General features: G+C 66.1%; 27 protein-coding genes. 14 read left to right on the forward strand and 13 right to left on the reverse strand.

The window, feature by feature from the left end:
* Positions 1-71: 71 nt before the first annotated feature.
* Positions 72-317, reverse strand: coding sequence for an accessory factor UbiK family protein (locus G0A00_RS04335; protein WP_066104340.1), 246 nt, complete (start codon positions 315-317; stop codon positions 72-74).
* Positions 318-411: 94 nt separating this feature from the next.
* On the opposite strand from G0A00_RS04335, the gene lgt reads away from it, so the two are divergent.
* The 4 genes from lgt to G0A00_RS04355 all read left to right on the forward strand — a co-directional run bounded on the left by lgt (position 412) and on the right by G0A00_RS04355 (position 4,178).
* Positions 412-1,299: a prolipoprotein diacylglyceryl transferase gene (gene lgt / locus G0A00_RS04340; protein WP_164182119.1), complete on the forward strand. Its 888-nt coding sequence runs from the start codon at positions 412-414 to the stop codon at positions 1,297-1,299.
* Positions 1,296-2,360, forward strand: a complete 1,065-nt coding sequence (locus G0A00_RS04345) for a class I SAM-dependent methyltransferase (protein ID WP_164182120.1) — start codon at positions 1,296-1,298, stop codon at positions 2,358-2,360. Before lgt ends, G0A00_RS04345 begins: the two co-directional genes overlap by 4 nt.
* The gene (gene pgeF, locus G0A00_RS04350) at positions 2,357-3,112 is read left to right on the forward strand and encodes a peptidoglycan editing factor PgeF (protein WP_164182121.1); all 756 of its coding nucleotides are present in this window, start codon (positions 2,357-2,359) and stop codon (positions 3,110-3,112) included. Before G0A00_RS04345 ends, pgeF begins: the two co-directional genes overlap by 4 nt.
* Positions 3,113-3,575: 463 nt before the next feature.
* Positions 3,576-4,178: a Hint domain-containing protein gene (locus tag G0A00_RS04355; protein ID WP_255455332.1), complete on the forward strand. Its 603-nt coding sequence runs from the start codon at positions 3,576-3,578 to the stop codon at positions 4,176-4,178.
* A 22-nt stretch (positions 4,179-4,200) separates the two neighbouring features.
* Here the strand turns inward: G0A00_RS04355 and G0A00_RS04360 are convergent, their stop codons facing one another.
* Positions 4,201-4,701: an Lrp/AsnC family transcriptional regulator gene (locus tag G0A00_RS04360; RefSeq protein ID WP_066104353.1), complete on the reverse strand. Its 501-nt coding sequence runs from the start codon at positions 4,699-4,701 to the stop codon at positions 4,201-4,203.
* 192 nt (positions 4,702-4,893) lie between these two features.
* Here G0A00_RS04360 and trxB point away from each other — a divergent pair, with 192 nt between their 5' ends.
* From trxB to G0A00_RS04380, 4 genes are all read left to right on the forward strand, one after another.
* Positions 4,894-5,913, forward strand: a complete 1,020-nt coding sequence (gene trxB, locus G0A00_RS04365; RefSeq protein ID WP_164182122.1) for a thioredoxin-disulfide reductase — start codon at positions 4,894-4,896, stop codon at positions 5,911-5,913.
* A 181-nt stretch (positions 5,914-6,094) separates the two neighbouring features.
* A complete protein-coding gene (locus G0A00_RS04370; protein WP_164182124.1) occupies positions 6,095-6,619 on the forward strand; it encodes a hypothetical protein in 525 nt (174 codons plus the stop codon).
* A 174-nt stretch (positions 6,620-6,793) separates the two neighbouring features.
* Positions 6,794-8,512, forward strand: a complete 1,719-nt coding sequence (locus G0A00_RS04375; RefSeq protein WP_066104361.1) for a bifunctional sulfate adenylyltransferase/adenylylsulfate kinase — start codon at positions 6,794-6,796, stop codon at positions 8,510-8,512.
* Between the two features lie 248 nt (positions 8,513-8,760).
* On the forward strand, positions 8,761-9,672 hold the full coding sequence (locus tag G0A00_RS04380; protein ID WP_164182126.1) for an autotransporter outer membrane beta-barrel domain-containing protein: 912 nt from the start codon (positions 8,761-8,763) through the stop codon (positions 9,670-9,672).
* Positions 9,673-9,682: 10 nt separating this feature from the next.
* Here the strand turns inward: G0A00_RS04380 and G0A00_RS04385 are convergent, their stop codons facing one another.
* The 3 genes from G0A00_RS04385 to G0A00_RS04395 are packed head-to-tail and all read right to left on the reverse strand — an operon-like array spanning position 9,683 to position 11,232.
* Positions 9,683-10,564, reverse strand: a complete 882-nt coding sequence (locus G0A00_RS04385; protein WP_164182128.1) for a PhzF family phenazine biosynthesis protein — start codon at positions 10,562-10,564, stop codon at positions 9,683-9,685.
* A gap of 26 nt (positions 10,565-10,590) precedes the next feature.
* Entirely contained in the window at positions 10,591-10,818 is a 228-nt protein-coding gene (locus G0A00_RS04390; protein WP_066104366.1) for a DUF1150 family protein, read from the reverse strand.
* A 3-nt stretch (positions 10,819-10,821) separates the two neighbouring features.
* Positions 10,822-11,232 (reverse strand): Hsp20 family protein, encoded by a 411-nt coding sequence (locus tag G0A00_RS04395; RefSeq protein ID WP_066104369.1) that lies wholly within the window; start codon positions 11,230-11,232, stop codon positions 10,822-10,824.
* Between the two features lie 170 nt (positions 11,233-11,402).
* On the opposite strand from G0A00_RS04395, the gene G0A00_RS04400 reads away from it, so the two are divergent.
* The 4 genes from G0A00_RS04400 to G0A00_RS04415 all read left to right on the forward strand — a co-directional run bounded on the left by G0A00_RS04400 (position 11,403) and on the right by G0A00_RS04415 (position 13,898).
* Positions 11,403-11,627, forward strand: coding sequence for a YdcH family protein (locus G0A00_RS04400; protein WP_066104372.1), 225 nt, complete (start codon positions 11,403-11,405; stop codon positions 11,625-11,627).
* A gap of 174 nt (positions 11,628-11,801) precedes the next feature.
* Positions 11,802-12,617, forward strand: coding sequence for a pyrroline-5-carboxylate reductase (gene proC, locus G0A00_RS04405; protein ID WP_066104375.1), 816 nt, complete (start codon positions 11,802-11,804; stop codon positions 12,615-12,617).
* Positions 12,610-12,948 (forward strand): tRNA-binding protein, encoded by a 339-nt coding sequence (locus tag G0A00_RS04410; protein ID WP_164182130.1) that lies wholly within the window; start codon positions 12,610-12,612, stop codon positions 12,946-12,948. Before proC ends, G0A00_RS04410 begins: the two co-directional genes overlap by 8 nt.
* The gene (locus G0A00_RS04415) at positions 12,945-13,898 is read left to right on the forward strand and encodes a D-glycerate dehydrogenase (RefSeq protein ID WP_164182132.1); all 954 of its coding nucleotides are present in this window, start codon (positions 12,945-12,947) and stop codon (positions 13,896-13,898) included. Before G0A00_RS04410 ends, G0A00_RS04415 begins: the two co-directional genes overlap by 4 nt.
* A 42-nt stretch (positions 13,899-13,940) precedes the next feature.
* Here the strand turns inward: G0A00_RS04415 and G0A00_RS04420 are convergent, their stop codons facing one another.
* A complete protein-coding gene (locus tag G0A00_RS04420; RefSeq protein WP_164182134.1) occupies positions 13,941-14,534 on the reverse strand; it encodes a thymidine kinase in 594 nt (197 codons plus the stop codon).
* Between the two features lie 147 nt (positions 14,535-14,681).
* Here G0A00_RS04420 and G0A00_RS04425 point away from each other — a divergent pair, with 147 nt between their 5' ends.
* On the forward strand, positions 14,682-15,536 hold the full coding sequence (locus G0A00_RS04425) for a helix-turn-helix transcriptional regulator (protein ID WP_164182136.1): 855 nt from the start codon (positions 14,682-14,684) through the stop codon (positions 15,534-15,536).
* Positions 15,537-15,926: 390 nt separating this feature from the next.
* Here G0A00_RS04425 and rimO read toward each other — a convergent pair whose 3' ends face one another.
* The 3 genes from rimO to G0A00_RS04440 form a co-directional block, all read right to left on the reverse strand.
* A complete protein-coding gene (rimO, locus tag G0A00_RS04430; RefSeq protein ID WP_164182138.1) occupies positions 15,927-17,300 on the reverse strand; it encodes a 30S ribosomal protein S12 methylthiotransferase RimO in 1,374 nt (457 codons plus the stop codon).
* Positions 17,301-17,501: 201 nt separating this feature from the next.
* Positions 17,502-19,283, reverse strand: coding sequence for an SLC13 family permease (locus G0A00_RS04435; RefSeq protein WP_164182140.1), 1,782 nt, complete (start codon positions 19,281-19,283; stop codon positions 17,502-17,504).
* 181 nt (positions 19,284-19,464) lie between these two features.
* Positions 19,465-20,076, reverse strand: a complete 612-nt coding sequence (locus G0A00_RS04440) for a GcrA family cell cycle regulator (protein ID WP_066104395.1) — start codon at positions 20,074-20,076, stop codon at positions 19,465-19,467.
* 123 nt (positions 20,077-20,199) lie between these two features.
* On the opposite strand from G0A00_RS04440, the gene G0A00_RS04445 reads away from it, so the two are divergent.
* Positions 20,200-21,009 (forward strand): ABC transporter permease, encoded by an 810-nt coding sequence (locus G0A00_RS04445; protein WP_066104398.1) that lies wholly within the window; start codon positions 20,200-20,202, stop codon positions 21,007-21,009.
* Between the two features lie 87 nt (positions 21,010-21,096).
* Here G0A00_RS04445 and G0A00_RS04450 read toward each other — a convergent pair whose 3' ends face one another.
* The 4 genes from G0A00_RS04450 to dapF are packed head-to-tail and all read right to left on the reverse strand — an operon-like array spanning position 21,097 to position 24,552.
* A complete protein-coding gene (locus tag G0A00_RS04450; protein WP_066106938.1) occupies positions 21,097-21,789 on the reverse strand; it encodes a phosphatidylcholine/phosphatidylserine synthase in 693 nt (230 codons plus the stop codon).
* 39 nt (positions 21,790-21,828) lie between these two features.
* Entirely contained in the window at positions 21,829-22,455 is a 627-nt protein-coding gene (locus tag G0A00_RS04455) for an FMN-binding negative transcriptional regulator (protein WP_164182142.1), read from the reverse strand.
* Positions 22,456-22,459: 4 nt separating this feature from the next.
* Positions 22,460-23,719, reverse strand: coding sequence for a tRNA (N(6)-L-threonylcarbamoyladenosine(37)-C(2))-methylthiotransferase MtaB (gene mtaB / locus G0A00_RS04460; protein ID WP_066104404.1), 1,260 nt, complete (start codon positions 23,717-23,719; stop codon positions 22,460-22,462).
* Positions 23,716-24,552, reverse strand: coding sequence for a diaminopimelate epimerase (dapF, locus tag G0A00_RS04465; RefSeq protein WP_164182144.1), 837 nt, complete (start codon positions 24,550-24,552; stop codon positions 23,716-23,718). Before dapF ends, mtaB begins: the two co-directional genes overlap by 4 nt.
* Positions 24,553-24,606: the final 54 nt, after the last annotated feature.

Below are 24,606 nucleotides of genomic sequence, written 5' to 3' on the forward strand. Positions count from 1 at the left end.
GGCCAGTTGATGAGGGGCGGGCACGGCCCGCCCTGCTCATGATGTCGAACAGGGCCGAAGCCCTGCGCGGGTCAGCCCTGACCCTTTTCCAGCGCGTCGAGGCGGGCCTTCAGCGCTTCGTTCTCTTCGCGGGCCTTCTGCGCCATGGCGCGGACCGCGTCGAATTCTTCCCGCGTCACGAAATCGCGATCTGCCAGCCAGCGGTCGATCATGGATTTCATCGCGGTTTCCGCTTCGTCTTTCGCGCCCTGCGCCACGCCCATGGCGTTGGTCATGAGCTGCGACAGATCTTCGAATACCTTGTTGCGCGTCTGCATTGGGCTCTCCGTCATGTGATTGGGATCTATATGGAGCGGCGAGCCCCCGGTCACAAGGTTGACTTCGTCTCGAAACTCCCGGCACACATCGCGCATGAAAGCTGCCATTCCTTTTCCGCCCCTGTCCTCCGAGGTCTTTTCGATCTCGGCTTTCGGCATGGAATTCGCCCTGCGCTGGTACGCGCTTGCCTATATCGCGGGCATCATCATCGGCTGGCGGATCGCCGTCGCGGCGGTGAAGCGCGCGCGGCTCTGGCCCGCAGACACGCCGCCGATGAGCCCGGCACAGGTCGAGCAACTGCTCACATGGGTGATTCTGGGCATCATCCTTGGCGGGCGTCTGGGCTTTGTGCTGTTCTACCAGCCCGCCTATTACCTGACGCACCCCGCCGAAATCCTCATGGTCTGGCACGGCGGCATGTCGTTCCACGGCGGCTTCCTTGGGGTGCTGATCGGCTTCCTCGGCTTTTGCCTGAAGAACCGCATCCCGCTTGGCTCGACCGCCGATATGCTGGCGATTTCGGTGCCGCCGGGGCTGTTCCTCGGGCGGCTGGCGAATTTCGTCAACGGCGAGCTTTGGGGGCGGCCCACGGATCTGCCTTGGGCGGTGATCTTTCCGGGCGACGCGGCGCAGGCCTGCGGGCAGGCGGTTGGTGAGCTTTGCGCGCGCCATCCCTCGCAGCTTTATGAGGCGGCGCTGGAAGGCATCTTGCTGGGCGCGCTGCTGCTGTGGCTGGCGCTGCGCAAGGGCGGGCTCAAGACGCCGTGGCAATTGGCGGGCGTGTTCCTTGCGGGCTATGGCGTGGCGCGGTTCCTCGTCGAGTTCGTGCGCCAGCCCGACGCGCAGTTCGTCTCGCCCGGCAACCCGCTGGGGTTGGCGTGGCAGGTGGGCGGCTACGGGCTGACCATGGGCCAGATGTTGTCGCTGCCGATGATCCTTGTGGGCATCGGCCTCATTCTCTGGGCGCGGCGCCGGGCATGAGCGCGCTGCTGCCGCTCCTTCAGGCGCGCATTGCGGCCGAGGGGCCGATGACGGTGGCCGAATATATGACATGGTGCCTGCTGCACCCGCAGCACGGCTATTACACCACCCGCGATCCGCTGGGCGCCAAGGGCGACTTCACCACCGCGCCGGAAATCAGCCAGATGTTCGGCGAGTTGCTCGGCCTCGCGCTGGCGCAAAGCTGGCTCGATCAGGGACGGCCCGCGCGGTTCGTTCTGGCAGAGCTGGGGCCGGGTCGCGGCACGCTGATGGCGGATGCGCTGCGCGCCATGCGCGGCGTGCCGGGGCTGCTGGACGCCGCCGAGCTGCATCTGGTGGAGGCCTCTCCGGCCTTGCGCGCCGAGCAGGCCGCGCGGCTTGGGGATCATGCGCCGGTCTGGCACGACAGCCTCGCCGATCTGCCCGAGGCGCCGCTTTTCCTGATCGCCAATGAGTTTTTCGACGCGCTGCCGGTGCGGCAATTCCTGCGCGACGGAAACGGCTGGCGCGAGCGCGTGGTCGGCTGGCACGAGGGCGCGCTGTCCTTCGGTCTGACCGACATCGCCCCGCAGGCGGCGCTGGAGCACCGGCTTGCGGGCACTCAGCAGGGCGATCTGGTCGAGACCTGCGCACCCGCCGAGGCGCTCACACAGGAGATCGGCAGGCGCATCGCCGCGCATGGCGGTGCCGCGCTGCTGGTGGACTACGGCAGCTGGGGCAGCCTTGGCGATACGTTGCAGGCGGTGCGCGCGCATCAAAAGGCCGGTCCGCTGGACACGCCGGGGGATGCGGATCTCACCGCGCATGTGGACTTCCGCGCATTGGCCGCGGCGGCGGCCCCGGCGCAGGTGTCGGGGCTGACGGCTCAGGGCGTGTTTCTGGAGCGGCTGGGCATCACCGAGCGCGCCCGTGCGCTGGCCGCCGAGCTGACCGGCGCTGCACTCGACACGCACATCCGTGCACATCGCCGGTTGACGCACCCCGCCGAAATGGGAAGTTTGTTCAAGGTGCTGGGGCTCTACGGTCCGGGCACAGCTACCCCGCCCGGATTGGACGCATGACGCTGGAAATAATCACCGTAGACACGCTCTCCCCGCTTCGGCATGGCTTCTTCACCCGCAAGGGCGGCGCGTCCTCGGGCGTTTTTGCCGGGCTCAACTGCGGGCCGGGGTCTTCTGACCAACGCGAGATCGTCTCGATCAACCGCACCCGCGTGGCGCAGGCCATGGAGGTGCCGCTGGAGGCGCTGATCACCGTCAGCCAAGTGCATTCGCCGCGCGTGGTCACGGTGACTGGCCCACTTTCCGAGCCGCGCCCCGAGGCCGACGCGCTCGTCACGCGTGAGCCGGGGCTGGCGCTCTCGGTGCTGACCGCGGACTGCCAGCCAGTGCTTTTCGCCGATGTGGAGGCGGGGGTCATCGGTGCGGCCCATGCGGGCTGGCGCGGGGCGCAGGGCGGCGTTCTCGAAGAGACGGTGGATGCGATGATTGCGCTTGGTGCCAGCCGCGACGGGATCCGCGCGGTGATCGGTCCGACCATCAGCCAGCGCGCCTATGAAGTCGGCCCGGAATTCTTCGAGGAGTTTCTGGCCGAGGATCAGGGCAACGCCCGCTTCTTCGCGGGTGGCGAGGGCGATCGCATGCAGTTCGACCTTCCGGCCTATGGCCTGCACCGCCTGCGCGCGGCGGGGGTCGAGGCGGAGTGGACCCGCCATTGCACCTATTCCGATCCCGAGCGCTTCTATTCGTTCCGCCGCACCACGCATCAGCGCGAAGCGGATTACGGACGTCTGATCTCGGCCATCCGCCTCTGACCCCGGTTCACCCTCAGCGCGATTGCGGCTGAAACCTTTCAGCTTCCGGGCATTGATTCGAAATTCTCTGTACCAAAATGTGGCGGGCTGGTTCGTGATCTCGCGACAATCTCTTCAGGTCGTGGGTATTGGGATCCAGCTTCCCGACAAAACCTTGCCGATTTTGACACAAATGCCAGATTGAGGCCTGTTCAAGGCCAAGTCGGTTAAACGTCCGTCTGTCGTTGTTGGTGGGGGCCAACACGGATGTGACAGCCTCTCAAGGGATGTTCACATGACCAGTATTCATCACGCGGTACGAGGCCGCGACGATGCGTTTTCGCAATCCATTCCTCGCGATCCGGTATCTCTCCGGAGTGGGCGACCTCGGCGCGCAACTTCTCTCATGCGCAAATACGAGGTCGCCGCTCTATTGCCGGATCTGTCGCTGGCGATGAAGTAGCAGATCGCCCCGGCGATCCCTCTGTTCGAAGAGGCCTGCTCGGCATTCGCTCGCGGCACCCTGATTCAGACGGCGCGCGGGCCGATCGCCATCGAAGACCTTCTGCCCGGCGATTACATCGAAACCAGCCGTGGCGTGCAGTCGGTGACATGGATCGGATCGACCACCTATGTGCCCGGTGTGCGCAGCGAGCGCAGCGCGCTCGACACGCTGACCCGCGTGACCGCAGAGGCCTATGGCGTGGGGCGGCCCGGCTCTGACCTGCTGCTCGGCCCGGCGGCGCGCATGGTGGTCAAAAACGCCAAGCTGCGCAGCCTGCTGGGCAAGGACAGCGTGATGGTGCCGGTCTCGGATGAGGCCGACTGGGATCGCATCGTGCCGGTCAAACCGGGCGGGGCGGTGCAGCTTTACCACCTGATGGTGCAGCGCCATGCGACGATCCGCGTCGGCGGCATCGAGATGGAGACCTATCATCCGGGCACGGCGCTGTCGGCGCTCAGCAGCGAGAACATGCGCGCCCTGTTCCTGTCGATGTTCGAAAACATCGAAGGTCTGCAGGACTTTGGCGAGCTGTCGATGATGCGCTCGACCCGCGAGGCGCTGGATCAGCTGATCGAGCTGTAATGCCGCGCTGCCGGTCCGCCGATCAGGCGGTCCGGCTCAGCCGCTCTTCGAGCACGTCGAAGGGCACGCCGGGCTCATCCTTGGCGCAGCGGATGACCAGCGAGGTCTTGACCGAGCCCACATTCGGAGCGGTCAGCAGATCCTCGGTCAGGAAGGCCTGAAAGGTCGAAAGATCGGGCGCCACGCATTTGAGGATAAAGTCCACCTCGCCATTGAGCATGTGACACTCGCGCACCAGCGGCCAGTTGCGGCAGCGGTCCTCGAAGGCGCGCAGATCGGCCTCGGCCTGACTTTGCAGCCCGACGCTGGCAAAGACCTGCACTTCGAAGCCAAGTTCGCGGGAATCAACCTCGGCGTGGTAGCCCTTGATGAAGCCCTGCTCCTCGAGCGTGCGCACACGGCGCAGGCAGGGCGGGGCGGAGATGCCCACGCGGCGGGCAAGTTCGACATTGGTCATGCGGCCATCGGCCTGCAGTTCTGCCAGAATCTTCCGGTCGATGGGGTCGAGCCTGTGGGCGGGCATGCGTCTTCCTTGAAGCTTTTCGCGAATATTATAGCAATCAGATCTCCAGCGCAATAATCTTTCATATTCTTGAAAGATTCTTAACGGTGCGGAAATCGGGTTGGGAACCGGTCGGCACGGGGTTTGCGTCGCCGCCGCGCGTGGCTATATGCACTTCGCAAAGCAAATGCCATAGCTCGCGAGAGGCACGACATGTCCGACACCCGCCACACACGGCTTCTGATCATCGGCTCCGGTCCGGCCGGTTACACCGCAGGCGTCTACGCGGCGCGGGCGATGCTCTCGCCGCTGCTGCTGCAGGGGCTCGAACCCGGCGGCCAGCTGACCACCACCACCGAGGTTGAGAACTGGCCCGGCGAGACCGAGATTCAAGGCCCCGAACTGATGGTGAAGATGGAAGCGCATGCGCGCGCCATGGGCTGCCAGATCGAGGGCGACATCATCTCAAAGCTCGAACTCGACAAGCGGCCCTTCGTGGCGCATGGCGACAGTGGCACTACCTACACCGCCGACGCGGTGATCCTCGCCACCGGGGCCCGCGCCAAATGGCTGGGCCTGCCCACCGAGGAAGAGTTCAAGGGCTTTGGCGTCTCGGCCTGTGCCACCTGTGACGGTTTCTTCTACCGCGGGCAGGAGATCGTGGTGATCGGCGGCGGCAACACCGCCGTGGAAGAGGCGCTGTTCCTGACCAACTTCGCCTCCAAGGTGACGCTGGTTCACCGCCGCGACACGCTGCGCGCAGAGAAGATCCTGCAAGAACGCCTTTTCGCGCACCCCAAGATCGAAACGCTCTGGCATCACCAGCTCGAAGAGGTGGTCGGTGACGACATGCCCAAGGGCGTGACCGGCGTGAAGGTGAAAGACGTGCGGAATGGCGAGATCACCGAGATCCCGGCGAAGGGCGTCTTTGTCGCCATCGGCCACGCGCCCGCGTCGGAACTGGTGAAAGACCAGCTCGAGACCCACATGGGCGGCTATGTGGTGACCAAGCCGGGCACCACCGAGACCTCGATCCCCGGCGTTTTCGCCGCGGGCGATCTGACCGACCACAAGTACCGTCAGGCCGTGACCTCGGCGGGCATGGGCTGCATGGCTGCGCTGGAAGCGGAGCGGTGGCTGGCAGAGCAGGGCCTCGAGGCGGGCAAGGACACTACCGAGCCGCTCGGCCATGGCGCGCCGCAGGGCGAAGCGGCGGCTGCGACCGGCAACTGAGCCGAGATAGCGCCGCAGGTGATCCCGGCGGCGGCATGAATGACTGAGACCCGAAGCCCTCGGATATAGGGCTTCGGGTTTTTCTTACGATATCTTAACCACTATAACGTTTTATGCGCGACCTATGCGGGGTCGCGACCTCGCACTGATTGCTTCGGTCGGCCCAGTGTGAGGGATGCAAATGTTGACGTTTATTCTTGTTCGGATCGCAGTCGTTGTGGCGATCTTTGTGGGTCCTTCCGCCGCTTCGGCGGTCACCGTGGCGCCTGATGGGACCTCGTCCTACCTCTTCGCGTGGCATGGGCCGGGCGACACCATAGACCTGATCCTGCCGGGCGGCGGCGACAGCTGGTCGCTGCTGCTCTCCGATCCCAGCGAAGTGACGATCTCGGTCCGCGACAAGCTGTGGCCCAACGCCAGCTTTAGCCTGACCGGCACCGGAGGTGCGGCGCTGGACTGGACCTATACTTCCGACACTGGCCCGTTTCACGGTGTCTATGAGGCGGATCTGGATCCGGGAGCGTATGAGTTCAGCCTGACCGTGGACCCGCTCAGCGTCTGGGCGGGGCTGGGGTCTGCGCAGTTCACCGTCTCGGCGCAGATGCCGTCACCGGTGCCACTGCCGCCGGCGCTGCCGGTTTTTGCCGGGCTGCTTCTTGGCGGGGGCGCTTTGCTGCGCCGCCGTGGCGCGTCTGCAAGGCGCTGAGCGCAGGTCAGGCAGGCCCGCACTGCGCCTGCCGTAAAGGCAGCTTCGGCACTGGCGCCGCATTAACGCGCGCCAACTTCAAGCGAGAGTTGAAATTTTTTCGGGCAGGGCTTTCACTGAGGTCATTGCCCGTACCGGCATCCGTTTGCCAATATTGATACAAGAGATTTTTACATGACCATGTCCAAAAACCTCGCTCCTATTCCGGAGCTCTATGTCTCTTACGACAGCGCGCAGAAAATGAAATTCGAGGCGGCGGAGCTTGTCAGCCTTGATCTGAGCCCGCGGCAAATCTGCGACCTCGAACTTCTGATGAACGGCGGCTTCTATCCGCTCAAGGGGTTTCTGGGGGAGGAGGACTACGATGGCGTGGTCGAGAACATGCGGCTTGCCGATGGGGCGCTTTGGCCGATGCCGATCACCCTCGATGTGAAGGCCGCGTTCGCCGACAGCATCGAATTGGACCAAGACATCGCGCTGCGCGATCAAGAGGGGGTGATCCTCGCCACCATGACCGTCACCGACAAGTGGGTGCCGGACAAGGCCAAGGAAGCGCAGATGGTCTTTGGGGCCGACGATGACGCGCATCCGGCGGTGAACTACCTGCACAATTCGGCGGGGGAGGTCTATCTTGGCGGGCCGATCACCGGCATCCAGCAGCCCGTGCACTATGATTTCCGTGCCCGGCGCGACACGCCGAACGAGTTGCGCGCCTATTTCCGCAAGCTCGGCTGGCGCAAGGTGGTGGCGTTCCAGACCCGCAATCCGCTGCACCGCGCGCATCAGGAACTGACCTTCCGTGCCGCGCGCGAGTCCGAAGCGAACCTTCTGCTGCACCCGGTCGTCGGCATGACCAAACCCGGCGATGTCGACCATTTCACCCGTGTGCGCTGCTATGAGGCGGTGCTCGACAAATACCCCGCCTCCACCACCACCATGTCGCTTCTGCCGCTGGCCATGCGTATGGCGGGCCCGCGCGAGGCGCTCTGGCACGGGCTCATCCGCAAGAACCATGGCTGCACGCATTTCATCGTGGGGCGGGATCACGCGGGGCCGGGCAAGAACAGCGCCGGAGAGGACTTCTATGGGCCCTATGAGGCGCAGGACCTGTTCAAAGAGCATGAGGCGGAGATGGGCATCGAAATGGTGCCGTTCAAACACATGGTCTACGTGCAGGAGCGCGCGCAATACGAGCCCAACGACGAGATCGCCGACAAGGAGACGGTGACAATCCTCAATATCTCGGGCACCGAACTGCGGCGGCGGCTTTCCGAAGGTCTGGAGATCCCCGATTGGTTCTCCTTCCCCGAGGTGGTCTCGGAACTGCGCAAGACCAAGCCGCCACGCTCGAAACAGGGGTTCACGGTGTTTTTCACCGGCTTCTCCGGCTCGGGCAAATCGACCATCGCCAACGCGCTGATGACCAAGCTGATGGAAATGGGCGGGCGCCCGGTCACGCTGCTTGATGGGGACATCGTGCGCAAGAACCTCAGCTCCGAGCTGGGTTTCTCGAAAGAGCACCGCGATCTCAACATCCTGCGCATCGGCTATGTCGCCTCGGAGATCACCAAGAACGGCGGCATCGCCATCTGCGCCCCGATCGCCCCCTATGCCACCACCCGGCGCAAGGTCCGCGAGGGGATCGAGGAGTATGGTGCCTTCGTCGAAGTGCATGTGGCGACCGCGCTCGAAGAATGCGAGCGGCGCGACCGCAAGGGGCTCTACAAAATGGCGCGTGAGGGCAAGATCAAGGAATTCACCGGCATCTCCGACCCCTATGACGTGCCCGCGAACCCAGAGTTGCGGGTCGAGACCGAAGGCACGGATGTCGACAATTGCGCCCATCAGGTTGTGCTGAAACTTGAGGCAATGGGGCTGATCGCCGGGCACTGAAGCGGGCGTCGCACCGCGCAGAAGGCCTCAAAAGTCGCGGGCGCGCCCCGCGACTGCGGTAACGCTGCGTCTCTCTCGTAGATTTGAGGAGCTCTGCGCCAGCAGGGGTTTGATGCGCTGCGGCAGGCCGATTATTTCGGATCCAACCACCAGAATCGAAGACCTCGCCCCGGCGCCACACTCAGGCGTTCGGATCAGAAACGTCACCCGGAACCATGTCGCCCGGAAGTCTGCCGCCGGAGACCGCCATGAAGACCGCCTCGATCCTGCGCGCGCTTGCGCTGCTGCTGATCTGCCTGCTCCCGGCGTTGCCGGTGCGGGCGGCGGATGCGTTGCGCTCTGCCTACCGCAGCGGGGTGTCGACCACGCTCAGCGCCTCGGTCGGAGCGTTCAACAGCGTGCTGGGTCATGCGGCGAATGGCTATGGTCAGGTGCGGCTGACCGACAAGGGGTTCTTTCTGGCGACGCCCGGCAGCAGCCGCGCCCCACGCATGTGGTGGGCGTTCGAGGCGCGCGAGTATCACGGCGATACCAAAGGCCGGAAATTCGACATGCTGCTGGGGTTCGAAAAGCCGCTGGGGGTGCGCACCCGGCTGGGCTTTGCCACCGGCTACGGCGTGGCAGACCTGGATACCGGGCGGGAGATACGCTCGCGCACGCTCAGCTTCGCGCCTTATCTGCAGACCAAGCTGAACGACAATCTGGGGTTCAAGGCATGGGCGGCGCTGGCCCGGCCCGACTACCGGCTCGGCAGCACGCCGCGGGCGGCATGGCGGACAGCGGCGGGGCTGGATGCCAGCGGGGCCTACAAGCTGCGCACGCTCGATCTGTCGGGCACCGCGGGTCTGTCGATGTCGCGGCAGGCCAGCAGCGGGGTGGGGGATGTCTCGGGCTGGCAGGTCGGCAAGCTCACCGCGACGCTGCGCACCCGCGCGACGCTGCGGCTGGAGCGCAACTTCCGCCCCTATTTCGAACTGGGCTACAGCTATGGCGCGTGGGTGGATGCGGGCAGTTCCGGTGACTACGAGACGCCGAGCCTGAAGACCGGCCTCAGCTGGACCCACAAGAAGCGCAGCTTCACGCTCAACCTCAACGGCACGCAGGTGTTCGATCCGGTGCAACCGCTGGTGCTGAGCACCAATTACAGCATCCGCTTCTGAGGGCCGTGGCCTAAAGGTGTATCTCGCCCGAGATCAGCACATGCGCCTGTCCGGCCACGCGCACGCCGGTGATGGCCTCGGGCGGGCCAAGCACCTCGACCTGCGCCTGACCGGGCCGCCCCATGCCATGGCCCTGCTCGGCGACAAAGCGCGGCGCGTCGATGAGCCCCTTGGACCAGAGGTAGCACGCCATGGCGCCGGTGGCCGAGCCGGTGAACGGATCTTCGGGCGGGCTTGGCGGTGCGAGTATCAGGCGCGAGAAGGTATCGCCGGCCTCGGTGGCGCCCTCCAGCGTGACGAGGAAGGGTTCGGCGAGATCCACGCGCCCGCCGGTGCCCTGCGCCAGCCTTGCAAGCGCCTCCGTGTCGAGGCTCGCCCGCTCCAGCGCGCCTCTGTCCTTCAGCACGGTGATGCAGAAGGGCAGCCCGGTGGAGACCAACTGCGGTTGCCCGAGGATATCCGACGGCGACAGCGAGACCGCATCAGCCACCAGCGCCTTATCGGGGCTGGCCCCGAAGGTGGGCGCGATCTGGGTCATCACGATGCGGGGAGGGGAGACCGAGCGGTCGATCTCGATGGGGATCACCCCGGCAAGCGTCTCCAGCGTCAGACGATCGCCGCTCACCAGCCCGCGATGCAGCAGCGCAGCGACGGTGGCCACGGTGGGATGTCCGGCAAAGGGAATCTCGCCGCTGGCGAGGAAGTAGCGCACCCGCACATCGGCCACATCCGAGCGGCCGGTGAAGGTGCATTCGACCAGCGAGGTCTCGCGCACCACGCGCTTGCAGATCTCGTCATCCAGCGCCGCGCCGCCATGCAGCACCGCGCAGCCGTTGCCGCCGAACGGGCGATCGGTGAAGGCGTCGACCCAGTCCAGCGGCAGCGTGCTCAAGGGCTCATCCAAGGTGAGTGGCCAATTTAATGGACGGTGACGGGGGCGAGGTCATTCTGCCGGGCCAGCGCGAAGGCCATGCCGCGGTCGCGGACCAGTGCCAGCCGCTCGCCATCGGCGCGGTGCACCGCGTAGAGGCGGGTGGTGTCACCGACCTGCTCCTGCACGTCCTCGGGCAGTTCGCTCACCTCGACAGAGCGGACATAGACGATGCGCTCGGCGTCAAATTCGGGGAAGTCGTACTTCGTGTTCATGGCTCAACCCTTTCTGATATTGATGGTCTGCACCACCGTCTCTGGACGGGACATGGTCAGGTCTACGTGCAGCAGACCGTTCTCCATGACCGCCTCGCCCACCTCGACACCATCGGCCAGCACGAAGCTGCGCTGGAACTGCCGCGCCGCGATGCCGCGGTGCAGGAAGATCCGGTCGGACCCGTCGTCGCGCTGCCGTCCGCGGATCACCAACTGGCGGTCCTCGACGGTGATGGCGAGATCGGCCTCTGAAAACCCGGCCACGGCCAGCGTGATCCGGTAGGAGTGATCCGACGTCTGTTCGATGTTGAAAGGGGGGTAACCTTCGCTCGACTTGGCTGTTCGCTCGAGCAGGCGCTCGAGTTGCTCGAAGCCGAGCATATGCGGATAGGAACCCAGGGTCAGTTTGCTCATGACATGTCCTTGACAGGGAAGCGACCGTCCGCCGGGCCCCGTGAGCGGCAACCCGACACCATCGAATATGGGAAGCCGCGCCGGGCAGCGCAAGACCCTTGCAAGGGCTTTGCGGGCGCGGCAAGTCTTGGTATCGTAATGCTTCCCGTGAGTTCCAAGGATGGACAGCCATGAACGCGCCGCAAGACATCTCGATGAAGACCGAAGAGGTGCTGCGGGTGGAGCTTGAAGTCTTCCGCCACGAGCACCGCGACCTCGACGAGGCGATCCGCGCCCTGCAGGAGCGCGGCACAGCCGACCAGCTGACCCTGCAGCGGCTGAAGAAGAAGAAGCTCTTCCTCAAGGACAAGATCGCGATGATCGAGGACCGGCTGACGCCCGATATCATCGCCTGAGGCCTCTGGCCGAGGCGGATGGGCAGCGAGGCGGATGGGGGCGCTGCCCCCGCCGCGCTGCGCGCTGCTCCCCCGGGATATTTTCGCCAAGAGGAAGGACTTGCCGGGAGGCGGGCCGTTGCACCCTTTTCGGGGCGCGCGTATCACTTGCGCGAACGTCGACAGGAGGATCGGATGACGGACGGTGAACTGGCGCAGCGCGGGCTCGTGCTGCTGGGCTGTGGCAAGATGGGATCGGCCATGCTGGAGGGCTGGCTGAAACGCGGTCTGCCGGCGGGCTCGGTCTGGGTCAACGATCCGCGCCCCTCGGACTGGCTGCAGGCGCAGGGCGTGCATATCAACGAAGACCTGCCCGAAAGCCCGGCGATTGTGCTGGTGGCGGTCAAGCCGCAGATGATGGCCGATGCGCTGCCGGTGCTGGCCAAGCTGGGCAACGGCTCGACGGTGTTCCTGTCGGTCGCCGCAGGCGTCACCATTGCCACCTACGAGACGATGCTGGGCGAGAAGACGCCGGTGATCCGCGCCATGCCCAACACGCCCGCTGCGGTGGGTCAGGGCATCACCGCGCTCGCCGGCAACACCAACGCCAGCGAGGCGAATATGGCCATGGCCGAAGAGCTGCTTTCGGCGGTGGGCGAGGTGGTGCGTCTCGAAGGCGAGGGCCAGATGGACGCGGTGACCGGCGTCAGCGGCTCGGGCCCGGCCTATGTGTTCCACATGATCGAATGCCTTGCGAAGGCCGGAGAGGCCGAGGGGCTGGCGCCCGAGCTGGCCATGCAGCTGGCCAAGGCCACGGTGGCGGGTGCCGGTGCGCTGGCGATGCAGGCCGACGATGATCCGGCACAGCTGCGCAAGAACGTCACCTCGCCCAATGGCACCACGCAGGCCGGGCTCGAGGTGCTGATGGACGAGCAGAAGGGCCTGCCTCCGCTGATCCGCGCCACGGTCGGCGCAGCGGTACGCCGCTCGGAAGAACTGGCCAATGGCTGAGATCAGCTACGACGACTTTCTCAAGGTCGACATCCGCGCGGGCAAAGTTGTCCGCGCGGAACCCTTCCCCGAGGCGCGCAAGCCTGCGATCAAGCTCTGGATCGATTTCGGCCCGGAGATCGGCGAGAAGAAAAGCTCCGCCCAGATCACCGTGCATTACGCCCCCGAGGAGCTGCTGGGCAAAGAGGTGATGGCGGTGGTGAATTTCCCGCCACGTCAGATCGGCCCCTTCATGTCGGAAGTTCTCGTTCTAGGTTTCTCCGACGAGGCGGGCGCGGTGGTGCTTGCCACCCCTGACAAGAGTGTACCGCTGGGAGGACGCCTGCATTGACCAAGATCCTGATCGCCCGAAACCTGCCCGACAGCGTTGTTGCCGAGGCCAGCGACAGCTTTGACGTGACCTACCGCGACCGGCCCGATCCGATGAGCCGCGACGAATTGCTGGCCTCGCTGGCGGACTACGACGGCGTGCTGATGACGCTCGGCGACCAGTATAACGCCGAAGTGTTCGCCGCCGCCGGTGTGCCGCGCGCGAAGATCCTCGCCAACTTCGGTGTGGGCTTCAATCACATCGACGTGGAGGTGGCGCGCAACGCCGGGGTCACGGTGACCAACACCCCCGGCGCGGTGACCGACGCCACCGCCGATATCGCCATGACGCTGATGCTGATGTCCTGCCGCCGCGCCGCCGAGGGCGAACGCATGGTGCGCATGGGCAGCTGGCAGGGCTGGCACCCGGTGCAGATGCTGGGGCTGCATATGACCGGCAAGACCGTCGGCATCCTTGGCATGGGGCGCATCGGTCAGGCCATCGCACGGCGCTGCCATTTCGGCTTTGGCATGCCGGTGGCCTATATGAGCCGGTCCGAGAAAAGTCTCGCCCATCCGGCGACGCGCTATGAGACGCCCGAGGAATTGGCGGCCAATGTCGACATCCTCGTCACCGCTCTGCCGGGCGGGGCCGCGACGCGGCACACGGTGAATGCCGACGTGCTGGCGGCGATGAAACCGCATGCGCATTTCATCAACATCTCGCGCGGCGACGTGGTCGACGAGGCGGCGCTGATCGCGGCGCTGGAGGCAGGCCAGATCGGCGGCGCGGGGCTCGACGTCTACGAGCATGAACCGCAGGTGCCCGAGGCGCTGCGCCTGCTCGACAACACGGTGCTGCTGCCGCATCTGGGGACGGCGGCGCTGGAAGTGCGCGAGGAGATGGGCCGTATGGCGGTGGCCAACCTGCGGGCTTTCTTTGCGGGTGAAGCGGTGCCGAACCCGGTCTGAGCCAGTCTTCAGCTTTCCGTGGGCGCGTGGCGCCCGCGGAACTCAGCCCTGTGCGGCGTGGTCGCCCATCGCGTCGCGCCAGTGCTTGCGGCACAGCGAGACGTAGGATTCATTGCCGCCGATCTGCACCTGCGCGCCGTCGGTCAGCACGTTGCCGTCGCCATCCTGCCGCACCACCATCGTCGCCTTGCGCCCGCAATGGCAGATGGTGCGCACCTCACGCAGCGTATCGGCCAGCGCCAGCAGCGCCGCCGAGCCCGGAAACAGCTTGCCGCGGAAATCCACCCGCAGGCCATAGGCCATCACCGGCAGCTTCAGGTCATCGACCACCCGCGCCAATTGCCAGACCTGCTCTTCGGTGAGGAACTGCGCCTCGTCGATGAAAATGCAGGCCAGCGGCGTCGCCTCGCGCGCGGCGGCGATCATCGCAAAAAGATCGTCCTCGGCGGCGAAGGTCTCGGCGTCTTGTCCCAGCCCGATGCGTGAGCCGATGCGGCCCTGCCCGGCGCGCGTGTCGAGCTTTGCGGTCAGCAGGAAGACCTCCATGCCGCGTTCGCGATAGTTGTGCGCCGCCTGCAGAAGCAGGGTCGATTTGCCGGCGTTCATGGTCGAATAGTGGAAATGCAGCTTGGCCATGCGCGCTGTCCTGCCGCAGCCGCGCGCGCTCCGCAAGCCTGACCACGCGCGCCCGAGCGGAAGTGTTGCGCGAAAAATTTGCCAAACCGAGGGTCTTGTCCGAAGATGGGGGTCCTGTTGCCGGGGTCATGATCGGGAGGTTGAGTGATGTGGCATGCGGGAGAGGGCCCCGCGCCGCGGCGGCCCATGCTGGAGGCTGAGCGGCATGTCCCGGACCTGCTGCAATGGTTCCTGACCGAACTGGAGATGACCGAGACGACCGAACAGGTCTGGCAGCTCATTGTCCGGCTTGGCCGGACCCTCGATCTGCCGTTCGTCGATCTGATCGCCTCGAGCCTGCAGAGTGCGTGCCGCCGCCCGCTCTTTGTCCGAAGCTCGCATGACACCGGCTGGCTCGAGGCCTTTGGCAGCGATGCAGAGATCGGCCGCTGGTCCTATCTGCGCGGTCACGCCGCCGCGCATCTCACGCCGATCACCATCGGTCTGGAGTTCCTCTCTGAATACCGCGTTCTGCCCGAGCGCAGGATCGAGGTGCTGCGCGAGGCGGCGCGGCGCCGGATGCGGGCGGGCGTGGCCTTTCCGCTGCGCCAGGGCACACCGCCGCGCGCCGGGATGCTCAGCTTTGCGGGGGATCATTCGCGGCGCGAGATGCTGGCGATCCTCCACGCCCATGGCTGGACGCTCAGCACCGCCGCCTTGCTGGGCCACCAGCGGTTTGCGGCCTGCTTTGCCCGCGAGTTTCCGCTGCGCCGACAGGTCACCGAAAAACAGATGGAATTGCTGGGGCTGATCGGATCGGGGCTGCACGACAAGGACATCGCGGGCGTGCTCGAGATATCTGTCTCGGCGGTGCGGCAGCGGCTGCAGGCGCTCTGCGCGCGCACCGGCATGACATCGCGCGCCGAGCTTGCAGCGCTGGCGATGTCGCTTGGGGTGCTGCCCGATCCGTTGCAGCCGGGCACCGATCCCTCGGGGCCAGAGGCGGCGCGCTGCGTCTTCTAGCGCTCTGGTCGTGGCTCAGTCACGGCCCAGCAGGAGCCCCAAAAATAAATGCTCCCGGAAAACCGGGAGCATCGCGCCGTGATGAAATCCAAAAGAAAAATCGACGGTCTCCGAAGAGATAAAGGGTGATCACGCAGGGATGCGGTCGCAAGCCGACCGAAATTGTCGCCGCCTCCCGGCGCGGCCAGTGCCGCTGGAACCAGAAAATCTCCGAGCCCCTCCTCCATTGGCCCAATGACAGAAGGATAGCACGGGTGATGCGCGCAACGGATTGCGCTGGCGCAATAAAACGGGCCTCAAAGGGGCCCGGCGCTGGCGCGATTTGTGTCAGAACCTGTCAAAAGTGCCAGTTGGCCGCGGGCATTGCCGCGGCCTGCTGGCGGGATGGGCTCAGTTCGATTCGATCAAACGGCCCCAGAGATCGTATTCGCCCGCTTCATCCACCTCGACGGTGACCATGTCGCCGGGTTTGAGGTGTTCGAAGCCCTCGTCGATGAACAGGTTGCCGTCGATCTCCGGCGCATCGGCCTTGGTGCGGCAGGTGGCGGCATCCTCGTCGACCTCATCCACCAGAACCTGCAGGGTCTGGCCGACCTTGGCTTCGAGCTTGGCCTCCGAGATCGCCTGCGCCTTCTCCATGAAGCGCTCCCAGCGGTCCTGCTTGACCTCCTCGGGCACATGATCCGGCAGCGCGTTCGAGCGCGCACCCTCGACGTTCTCGTATTTGAAGCAGCCAACCCGGTCGAGCTGCGCCTCATCCATCCAATCGAGCAGCGTCTGGAACTCGTCTTCGGTCTCGCCGGGGTAGCCGACGATGAAGGTCGAGCGCAGGGTGATGTCCGGGCAATCGGCGCGCCAGGCGGCGATCTCGTCGAGCGTGCGCGCGGCGGCGGCGGGGCGCGCCATGCGCTTCAGCGTGTCGGGATGAGCGTGCTGGAACGGGATGTCGAGATAGGGCAGCACCAGCCCCTCGGCCATGGCCGGGATAAGCTCACGCACGTGGGGGTAGGGATAGACGTAATGCATCCGGACCCATGCGCCGAACTGGCCCAGCTCGCGCGCCAGCGACAGGATCGGGAATTTCTCGTCGCGGTCCTTCCAGTCGGTGCCATAGGCCGAGGTGTCCTGGCTGATCACCAGCAGTTCCTTCACCCCCGCCTCGACCAGCTTCTCGGCCTCGCGCAGCACCGCGCGCTGCGGGCGCGAGCTCAGCAGACCGCGCATGTCGGGGATGATGCAGAACTTGCACTTGTGGTTACAGCCTTCCGAGATCTTCAGATAGCTGTAGTGGCGCGGCGTGAGCTTCACGCCCGAGCCGGGCAGCAGATCGACGAAGGGATCGGGGGAGGGCGGCACGGCGCCATGCACCGCGTCGAGCACCTGCTCGTATTGATGCGGCCCGGTGACCGCCAGAACCTTGGGATGGGTGCCGGTGATATACTCTGGCTCGGCGCCGAGACAGCCGGTGACGATCACCCGGCCGTTTTCCTTCAGCGCCTCGCCGATCGCCTCGAGGCTCTCGGCCTTGGCGCTGTCGAGAAAGCCGCAGGTGTTCACGATCACCGCATCGGCGCCGGAATAGTCGGGCGAGATGCCATAACCCTCGGCGCGCAGCCGGGTGAGGATGCGCTCGCTGTCGACCAGCGCCTTGGGGCAGCCAAGCGAGACCATGCCGATGGTCGGCTGGCCATCGCGGCGGGTTTCCGTGACGCGGGCGCGGGCAAGGTCGGGGCGAAGATCGGGCGGATTCTGCATGGGCGGCATATACGCGCTCTCTGGGCTCCGGGAAAGGGCGCTTGGCACCGTGGCGCTTCATTCTGCGCCGCTGCGCGCATGGGGCGGGCGCGCCCAGCGTATTTTGAAAGAGAAGAAGCCAAAGAGGGTCCCAGTTCTTCTTCTCTTTTCAAATACGCAAGGGGGGTGAGGCGCGGCAGCGCCGAGGGGGCAGCGCCCCCTCTTGCCCGGTCAGCCATAAAGCCAGAGGATGCCGGCGCAGGCGGCCAGCGCCGCCACGAGGTTCATCGCCAGCCCGATCTTCAGGAAATCGGAGAATCGGTAATTGCCCGCGCCATAGACCAGCGTGTTGGTCTGATAGCCGATCGGCGTGGCGAAACTGGCCGAGGCGCCGAACATCACGGCGGCGGTCAGCGCGCGCGGATCGAGCCCGGTGCTCTGGGCGAGCCCGATGGCAATGGGGGTGAAGACCACGGCAACGGCGTTGTTGGTGACGGTCTCGGTCAGCAGCGAGGCCAGCAGATAGACCGAGAGCAGCGCGAGGAAGGGCGGCATGCCAGAGATCGGCGGGGCCAGCCAGCCAACGAGCAGATCCATCGCGCCGGTGTTCTGCAGGCCCAGCCCGACCACCAGCATGGCGAAGATCAGCACGAGGATCGCGCCATCGACGGCGCCCCATGCCTCGTCGGCGTCGATGCAGCGCAGCATGAGAATGGCGGCGACCGCGAGCAGCGAGAGCGTGGCGATCTCCATCACGCCGAAGGCCGCAAGCAGCACAACGGCGGCCAGTGCGGCCAGCACCAGCGGCGCACGTCCGCGGCGGAAGGCGCGCCCGGTGGGGCGGCTGACGGAGACCAGCTGCGCCTCGTCCTCGAGCGTCTGGAACGCCGTGGGCGGGCCTTCGAGCAGCAGCTTGTCGGCGGGACGCAGCCGCACCGAGCCGAGGTCGGGGCCGGGGTTGTGCTCGTGCCGGTGCGCGCCCAGCACCCGCACGCCAAAGCGCCGCCCCAGCGACATGCTGCCGAGGCTGCGGCCAAGGCTCGCCTTGCGCGGCGAGACCACCACTTCGACGGTGACAAGCTCGCCCTCGGGGGGCTCGCCGCGGCGCAGGCCGATCTTCAGCGCCGGATCGTCATGCAGCGTCAGAAGCTCGGAGGTGGGCGCGCGGAAGATCACCGTGTCGCCCTTCTCGAGCTCTTGCTCTTCGAGCGGGGCGGGCAGGGCGCGGCCTTTGCGGCGTAGGCCGATCACCCTGACGCCGCCGCGTTTGAACGGGGCGATCTCGGAGAGCGGCGTGCCGTCGAGGCTGTCGTCGGTGAGCACGGCTTCCGACAGAAACGTGGTCTCGCCGAGCATCTGGTCGGGATCGCTGGCCTGCCGGTTGGGCAGCAGCCACGGGCCGAGCAAGGCCAGAGTGCCGCCGCCCGCCAGCGCCACCAGTAGGCCGATGGGGGTGATCTCGAAGATGCCGAAAGGCTCCAGCCCCTGACCGCGGGCGACGCCGTCGACCAGCAGGTTGGTCGAGGTGCCGATTAGCGTGCAGGTGCCGCCGAGGATGGCCACATAGCTCAATGGGATCAGCAGCCGGGTCGGCGCCTTGCCGAGCGCCGCGGCGAGCCGGATCACCACCGGGATCAGCACCAGAACGACGGGCGTGTTGTTGACGAAGCCCGAGGCCAGAAGCGTCACCCCAAGGATCACCACCAGCGCCAGCGCAGGCTTTTCCTTGGCTTGGGTGATCACCATGTTGGAGATCGCTTCGAGCACCCCGGTACGCACAAGCGCGCCCGACAGCACGAACATCGCTCCGATGGTCAGCGGGGCAGGGTTCGAGAACACCGAGAGCAGCTCGTCGGTCGAGACGAACCCCAAGGCCACGAAGAGCGCGGCGAGGCCCGCTGCAGGCACTTCGGGTGGGTAGATCTCGAGCATGAACAGCACGAAGAGGCCGACGATCAACGCCAGAGACAGCAGCGCGGCATAGTCCCCGATGAGGGTCTGAAGTTCGGTCATGCGTGTTCACCCATTGCTTGGGCACAACGCTGGAGGTCACGGCAAGGTTGCGCAACCCCATGCGGAACGGGCGAAAATCGGCGCAGCTTCTATGCGGGCGGGCAGGCACAACGATGCAGGCACAAAAAAACCGCCCGGGCCGGAGCCTCGGGCGGTTTCTGAATGCTTGGCGATGCGCGGCTCAGCGGCGGCGGTCGCGGCGCGAGGACATCGGCTGGAAGGCCACGCCCACATGCGCCTCGCAATAGGGTTTGCCCTGCTGCACCGGCAGGCCGCAGAACCAGAAGTCCTCGGTCGCCGGGTCGCCCACCGGCCATTTGCAGGTGCGCTCGGTCAGATCCATCAGCGACAGCTTCTTGGCCTTCTTCTCGACCTCGCTGACCTTGGCCAGAGCCTCGGGGCTGATCTCATTGGCCGAGGGCTGCGGCGGCAGCGGCTGGCCAGCCGGCACGATCGGCTTGCGCGACGGGCCGACGGGCGCCGGGCGGGTTTCGGGCACCGGGGCCGCCTCGCGCGCGGCAGGCTCGGGCGCTGCCGCGGGTTCCGGCTTGGGCGCAGGTTTGGCCCTGCTTTCCTTCGCTGCGGGCTTGGCTTCCTTGGCCGGGGCTGCGGGCGCAGCAGGGGCCGACGCGCCGCCAGCAGGGGCGGTGCGGTTCGAGAGGCCCAGCCGGTGCACCTTGCCGATCACCGCATTGCGGGTGACGCCGCCAAGTTCCTTGGCGATCTGGCTGGCCGACTGGCCCTCGGCCCACATCTTCTTGAGAAGCTCGACGCGCTCATCCGTCCAGGACATGTCCGATCCTTGCTTGAGAAAAAGCGGCCCGTGATCAAGGGCCGCCTGAAAATTCCATCAGGGGCCCTATTGTAGTCATCGTATGGCGAGTTACAAGCCGGACCCAAACGGAAAGGAGACCTCATGGACAGCCAAGCCCGCTTTGAGCCCGGCGCCCGGCGTTTCGGCGCGGTGAACTGGCTCGGCCTTGCCACCCTGTGCCGCCGCGAAACCCAACGATTTCTTGCGGTCTGGACGCAGACGCTGCTGGCGCCGCTGGTCACCGCCGGTCTGTTTCTGGTGATCTTCACCATTGCGATAGGTCCGACGCGCGGCGAGGTGATGGGCGTGCCCTTCACCCAGTTCATCGCCCCCGGCATCCTGATGATGACGGTGATCCAGAACGCCTTTGCCAACACCTCTTCGTCGATCGTGATCTCGAAGGTGCAGGGCAACATCGTCGACACGCTGATGCCGCCGCTGGCGCCGTTCGAACTGGTGATCGGCTATCTCGCGGGCGGCATCACGCGCGGGCTGGTGGTGGCCTGCGCCATCCTGCTCGGGCTCTGGGCGACGACCGGGCTGGTGCCCGCGCATCCGCTGATCGTGCTGGGCTTTGTGCTGCTGGGTGGGGCGTTCCTGTCATCCGTTGGCATCGTCGCGGGGCTGTTTGCCAATAAGTTCGACCAGATGGCGGCGATCACCAATTTCATCGTGACGCCCTTGGCGTTCCTGTCGGGCACCTTCTACTCGCGCGAGGCCTTGCCGCCGCTGCTGTACGAGATCACCCAGTTCAACCCGGTGTTCTATCTGATCGACGGCGCCCGCTATGGCGTGCTGGGCGTGTCTGATGCGGACCCGGCGCTGGGGGCTGTGGTCTCGATCGTGGCGACCGCGGTGGTCTGTCTCGGCGCTTGGGGGCTCTTCCGCACCGGCTGGCGGCTCAAGGCCTGAGCGGGCAAGCCCCGGACCGCCCCTCGAAAGAAAACGCCGGCCTCTTTGCGGGGGCCGGCGTTTTTCGTTGGGTGGTGCGGGTTCGGATCAGCGGCGCTGGGGAATCACCTGCTGGGCGATGCCCGCGAAGATCAGATAGACCGAGGTGATCACCAGCCCCCAATGCGCCCAGCTTCCGGCGTGGAAGTTGGTCCAGGCTGCCCAGCCCGCACAGCCGGTCCAGATCAGCGCCATGGGCAGCGAGAACGGCCGCCAGCGCACGGTGCGCACCGGGTGGATGAACTTCAGCGGCAGGAACATCGCCACCGACAGCACCGCCACCAGCGTCAGGATCACCCAGAAATCCGGCTTCAGCGCAAAGAGCACCAGCACCAGCATGTTCCAGCAGCCGGGAAAGCCTTGGAACGAGTTGTCGGTGGTCTTCATCCGGCTGTCGGCGAAATACATCGCCGAGGCGAAGGTGATGACGATGATCGCGAACCAGCCCGTCCAGCCCGGCAACAGCCCCGAGTTGAAGAGCGCAAAGGCGGGGATGAACACATAGGTCAGATAGTCGATGATCAGGTCGAGCAGCACGCCGTCGAAGCGCGGTGAGTTGACCTTGACGTCGTATTTGCGGGCCAGTGGGCCGTCGACGCCATCCACGGCGAAAGCGACCACCAGCCACAGGAACATGATCGACCAGTCCTCCTGCGCGGCGGCCAGCATGGCCAGCATGGCAAAAACGGCACCGGTTGCGGTGAGCAGGTGAACGATGAGGGCACGGGCTTGAAGTGTCATGGCGCCCGTCTTGGCGGAAATGAGGCCGCCGCGCAATCGTCACGCCCCATCGGGCGGCGGATCCTTCATCAGCGTGGCCAGCGTGCCCAGGTCCATCCCAAAGCCGGTCTGCAGCTTTTCGGCGGCGCTCTCACGCATTTCAGCGGTCTTGTTCTGCGAGAGCTTCCACGTGCTGTCGATCTCGTCGATGCGCAGCCGGAAGGGCAAGATCATGCGCTGCAGCTTGGCGCGGGTCTCCGGGTCCATCTTGTCCATGGTCCAAGGGGTCTTGGGGGCAAGGCGGGCCTCGAAGGCGGCGCTTTGTTCGGCCAGCAGCGGGTCGATCTGCGCGTGTGGCAGCGGCTCGAGCGTGCCGGTCAGATGCACCGCCACATAATTCCACGTCGGCACCTGTCCGGGATCGCCGTACCAGTCGGGCGAGACGTAGCCGTCGGCGCTATTCACCGCGAGCCGTGCGGGGGTGCCTTCGCGGGCGGCGCGGCAGATCGGGTTCGAGCGCACGAGGTGCAGATCGGCATAGCTCGCATCTTCCGACAGCAGGAAGGGCACATGCGACAGCAGCGGCGCGCCCTCGGCGCTGACCGCCAGCGTTCCGAAAGAGCGCGCGCGCACGAGATCGAGGCTGCGGGCAAGCTCGGTCCGGCGGAAGGTCGGGTTCGGATGCATGGCCTCAGGCCGTCAGCTGCGTGCCGCGGATGCCGGTGATCGTCGCGGTGACGATCGCGCCTTCCGTCTGCGGCGTGTCAAAGAGCACCTCGGTGAATTGCTCGGTGCGGCCCATCTCGGGGCTCTCCATCAGCACCTGATGCGTGCGGCCCGGCTGCGCGGCAAGATGGCGCTGCACGGCGGCATCCCCTGCGGCACGCAGGCGCGCGGCGCGGGCCTTGATGTCGTTGCCGTTCACCTTGCTCGGGATGCGCGCGGCAGGGGTGCCGGGGCGCGACGAGTAGGGGAAGACGTGCAGCCACGTGAGGTCGCACTCCTCGACCAGCTTCAGCGAGTTGGCGAAATGCTCTTCGGTCTCGGTCGGGAAGCCCGCGATGATGTCGGCACCAAAGGTCATCTCGGGGCGGAGCTTGCGCGCCTCCTCGCAGAAGCGGATGGCATCGTCGCGCAGGTGGCGGCGTTTCATCCGCTTGAGGATCAGATCATCTCCGTGCTGCAGCGACAGATGCAGGTGGGGCATCAGACGCGTCTCGGTGGCGATGGCCTGCATCAGGTTCTCGTCGGCCTCGATGGAATCGATCGACGAGATGCGCAGGCGCGGCAGGTCCGGCACCAGCTTCAGGATGCGCATGACGAGATCGCCAAGCCGCGGCGTGCCCGGCAGGTCGGCGCCCCAAGAGGTGAGGTCCACCCCGGTCAGCACCACCTCGTTATAGCCCTGCTGCACCAGCCGCTTGATCTGGTCGACCACGACGCCTGCGGGCACCGAACGGGAATTGCCGCGGCCATAGGGGATGATGCAGAAGGTGCAGCGGTGATCGCAGCCGTTCTGCACCTGCACATAGGCGCGCGACCGGGTGCCGAAGCCGTCGATCAGATGGCCCGCGGTCTCGGTCACCGACATGATGTCGTTGACCATGACGCGCTCGGTCTCGCCGATGAAGCCGCTGGACAGGCGCGACCATGTCTCGGGCGCCATCTTTTCGGTATTGCCGACCACCGCGTCGACTTCGGTCATCGCGGCAAAGCTGTCGGGGTCGATCTGCGCGGCGCAGCCGGTGACGATGACCTTGGCGTCGGGGTTCTCGCGGCGCAGGCGGCGAATCTCCTGACGGGCCTTGCGCACGGCCTCGGAGGTCACGGCGCAGGTGTTCACGATCACCGCGTTTTCCATGCCGGCCTGAGACGCCAGATCCTTCATCGCCTCGGTCTCATAGGCGTTGAGACGGCAGCCGAGAGTGGTGAATTTGGGCGCGCTGGTCATGACACCGCCTCGAGCCAATCGTGGGTGAAATTGCCGTCGAACACATGCGCGGTGCCGCCGGTCATCCAGACGCCATCCTCGCGCCAGTCGATCTGCAGCGTGCCGCCATCAAGCTCGATGGTCACGCGCCGCCCGGTCAGGCCGCGGCGCGCGGCGGCGACGGCGGTGGCGCAGGAGGACGAGCCCGAGGCCAGCGTGAGGCCCACGCCGCGCTCCCAGACGCGCATGCGCAGGTGATCGGGGCCGATGAGGCTGGCGACCTGCACATTGGTGCGCTGCGGATAAAGCGGGTGATGCTCATGCGCGGGGCCGAAGCTGTCCAGATCCACCGCCTCGGCATCCTCGACGAAGAAGGTGCAATGCGGGTTGCCCATGCCGGTGGCGGTGGGGCTGCCCTCGATCGGCAGCTCCAGCGTGTCCATCTCGTGCGCCAGCGGCACCTCGTCCCAGCGCAGCTGCGGTTGGCCCATGTTGACCGAGGTCAGCCCGTTCCCGGCATCGCGCGCCAGCAGCACGCCGCGCTCGGTGGTGAGCGTCAGGGCGTCCTTGCCGGTCTCGTCGATCAGGAAGCGCGCGATGCAGCGCGTGGCGTTGCCGCAGGCCCCGGCGGTGGAGCCGTCGGCGTTGTAGAAGGTCAGATGCGCATCCCCGGCGTCGGTCTTGGAGATCACCGTCAGCTGGTCGAAGCCGACGCCGCGGTGGCGGTCGGCGATGGCCATGGCGAGGGCAGGGGTCATGGCGACGTCACGCGCCCGACCGTCGAGCACGACGAAGTCGTTGCCAAGCCCGTGCATCTTCATGAAGGGCAGGTGATATGTGGGCGCGTGTTTCATCCGCGCGCATATACGCGCGTTGACCAAACGTTTCCAGCCTGTGTTGCAGGGCGG

This window comes from Salipiger sp. PrR002 (assembly GCF_010500775.1).
Taxonomy (GTDB): domain Bacteria; phylum Pseudomonadota; class Alphaproteobacteria; order Rhodobacterales; family Rhodobacteraceae; genus Salipiger.

What these genes read in the sequence shown, in the direction of transcription:
- G0A00_RS04435 (WP_164182140.1), bottom strand. Translation starts at nt 19,283, where the DNA reads ATGACCGAACTTCAGACCCTCATCGGGGACTATGCCGCGCTGCTGTCT.
- G0A00_RS04400 (WP_066104372.1), top strand. Translation starts at nt 11,403, where the DNA reads ATGAACGCGCCGCAAGACATCTCGATGAAGACCGAAGAGGTGCTGCGG.
- G0A00_RS04345 (WP_164182120.1), top strand. Translation starts at nt 1,296, where the DNA reads ATGAGCGCGCTGCTGCCGCTCCTTCAGGCGCGCATTGCGGCCGAGGGG.
- pgeF (WP_164182121.1), top strand. Translation starts at nt 2,357, where the DNA reads ATGACGCTGGAAATAATCACCGTAGACACGCTCTCCCCGCTTCGGCAT.
- G0A00_RS04395 (WP_066104369.1), bottom strand. Translation starts at nt 11,232, where the DNA reads ATGAGCAAACTGACCCTGGGTTCCTATCCGCATATGCTCGGCTTCGAG.
- rimO (WP_164182138.1), bottom strand. Translation starts at nt 17,300, where the DNA reads ATGCCGCCCATGCAGAATCCGCCCGATCTTCGCCCCGACCTTGCCCGC.
- G0A00_RS04410 (WP_164182130.1), top strand. Translation starts at nt 12,610, where the DNA reads ATGGCTGAGATCAGCTACGACGACTTTCTCAAGGTCGACATCCGCGCG.
- G0A00_RS04440 (WP_066104395.1), bottom strand. Translation starts at nt 20,076, where the DNA reads ATGTCCTGGACGGATGAGCGCGTCGAGCTTCTCAAGAAGATGTGGGCC.
- G0A00_RS04390 (WP_066104366.1), bottom strand. Translation starts at nt 10,818, where the DNA reads ATGAACACGAAGTACGACTTCCCCGAATTTGACGCCGAGCGCATCGTC.
- G0A00_RS04380 (WP_164182126.1), top strand. Translation starts at nt 8,761, where the DNA reads ATGAAGACCGCCTCGATCCTGCGCGCGCTTGCGCTGCTGCTGATCTGC.
- G0A00_RS04335 (WP_066104340.1), bottom strand. Translation starts at nt 317, where the DNA reads ATGCAGACGCGCAACAAGGTATTCGAAGATCTGTCGCAGCTCATGACC.
- trxB (WP_164182122.1), top strand. Translation starts at nt 4,894, where the DNA reads ATGTCCGACACCCGCCACACACGGCTTCTGATCATCGGCTCCGGTCCG.
- dapF (WP_164182144.1), bottom strand. Translation starts at nt 24,552, where the DNA reads ATGAAACACGCGCCCACATATCACCTGCCCTTCATGAAGATGCACGGG.
- G0A00_RS04450 (WP_066106938.1), bottom strand. Translation starts at nt 21,789, where the DNA reads ATGACACTTCAAGCCCGTGCCCTCATCGTTCACCTGCTCACCGCAACC.
- proC (WP_066104375.1), top strand. Translation starts at nt 11,802, where the DNA reads ATGACGGACGGTGAACTGGCGCAGCGCGGGCTCGTGCTGCTGGGCTGT.
- G0A00_RS04445 (WP_066104398.1), top strand. Translation starts at nt 20,200, where the DNA reads ATGGACAGCCAAGCCCGCTTTGAGCCCGGCGCCCGGCGTTTCGGCGCG.
- G0A00_RS04455 (WP_164182142.1), bottom strand. Translation starts at nt 22,455, where the DNA reads ATGCATCCGAACCCGACCTTCCGCCGGACCGAGCTTGCCCGCAGCCTC.
- G0A00_RS04360 (WP_066104353.1), bottom strand. Translation starts at nt 4,701, where the DNA reads ATGCCCGCCCACAGGCTCGACCCCATCGACCGGAAGATTCTGGCAGAA.
- G0A00_RS04420 (WP_164182134.1), bottom strand. Translation starts at nt 14,534, where the DNA reads ATGGCCAAGCTGCATTTCCACTATTCGACCATGAACGCCGGCAAATCG.
- lgt (WP_164182119.1), top strand. Translation starts at nt 412, where the DNA reads ATGAAAGCTGCCATTCCTTTTCCGCCCCTGTCCTCCGAGGTCTTTTCG.
- mtaB (WP_066104404.1), bottom strand. Translation starts at nt 23,719, where the DNA reads ATGACCAGCGCGCCCAAATTCACCACTCTCGGCTGCCGTCTCAACGCC.
- G0A00_RS04425 (WP_164182136.1), top strand. Translation starts at nt 14,682, where the DNA reads ATGTGGCATGCGGGAGAGGGCCCCGCGCCGCGGCGGCCCATGCTGGAG.
- G0A00_RS04370 (WP_164182124.1), top strand. Translation starts at nt 6,095, where the DNA reads ATGTTGACGTTTATTCTTGTTCGGATCGCAGTCGTTGTGGCGATCTTT.
- G0A00_RS04375 (WP_066104361.1), top strand. Translation starts at nt 6,794, where the DNA reads ATGACCATGTCCAAAAACCTCGCTCCTATTCCGGAGCTCTATGTCTCT.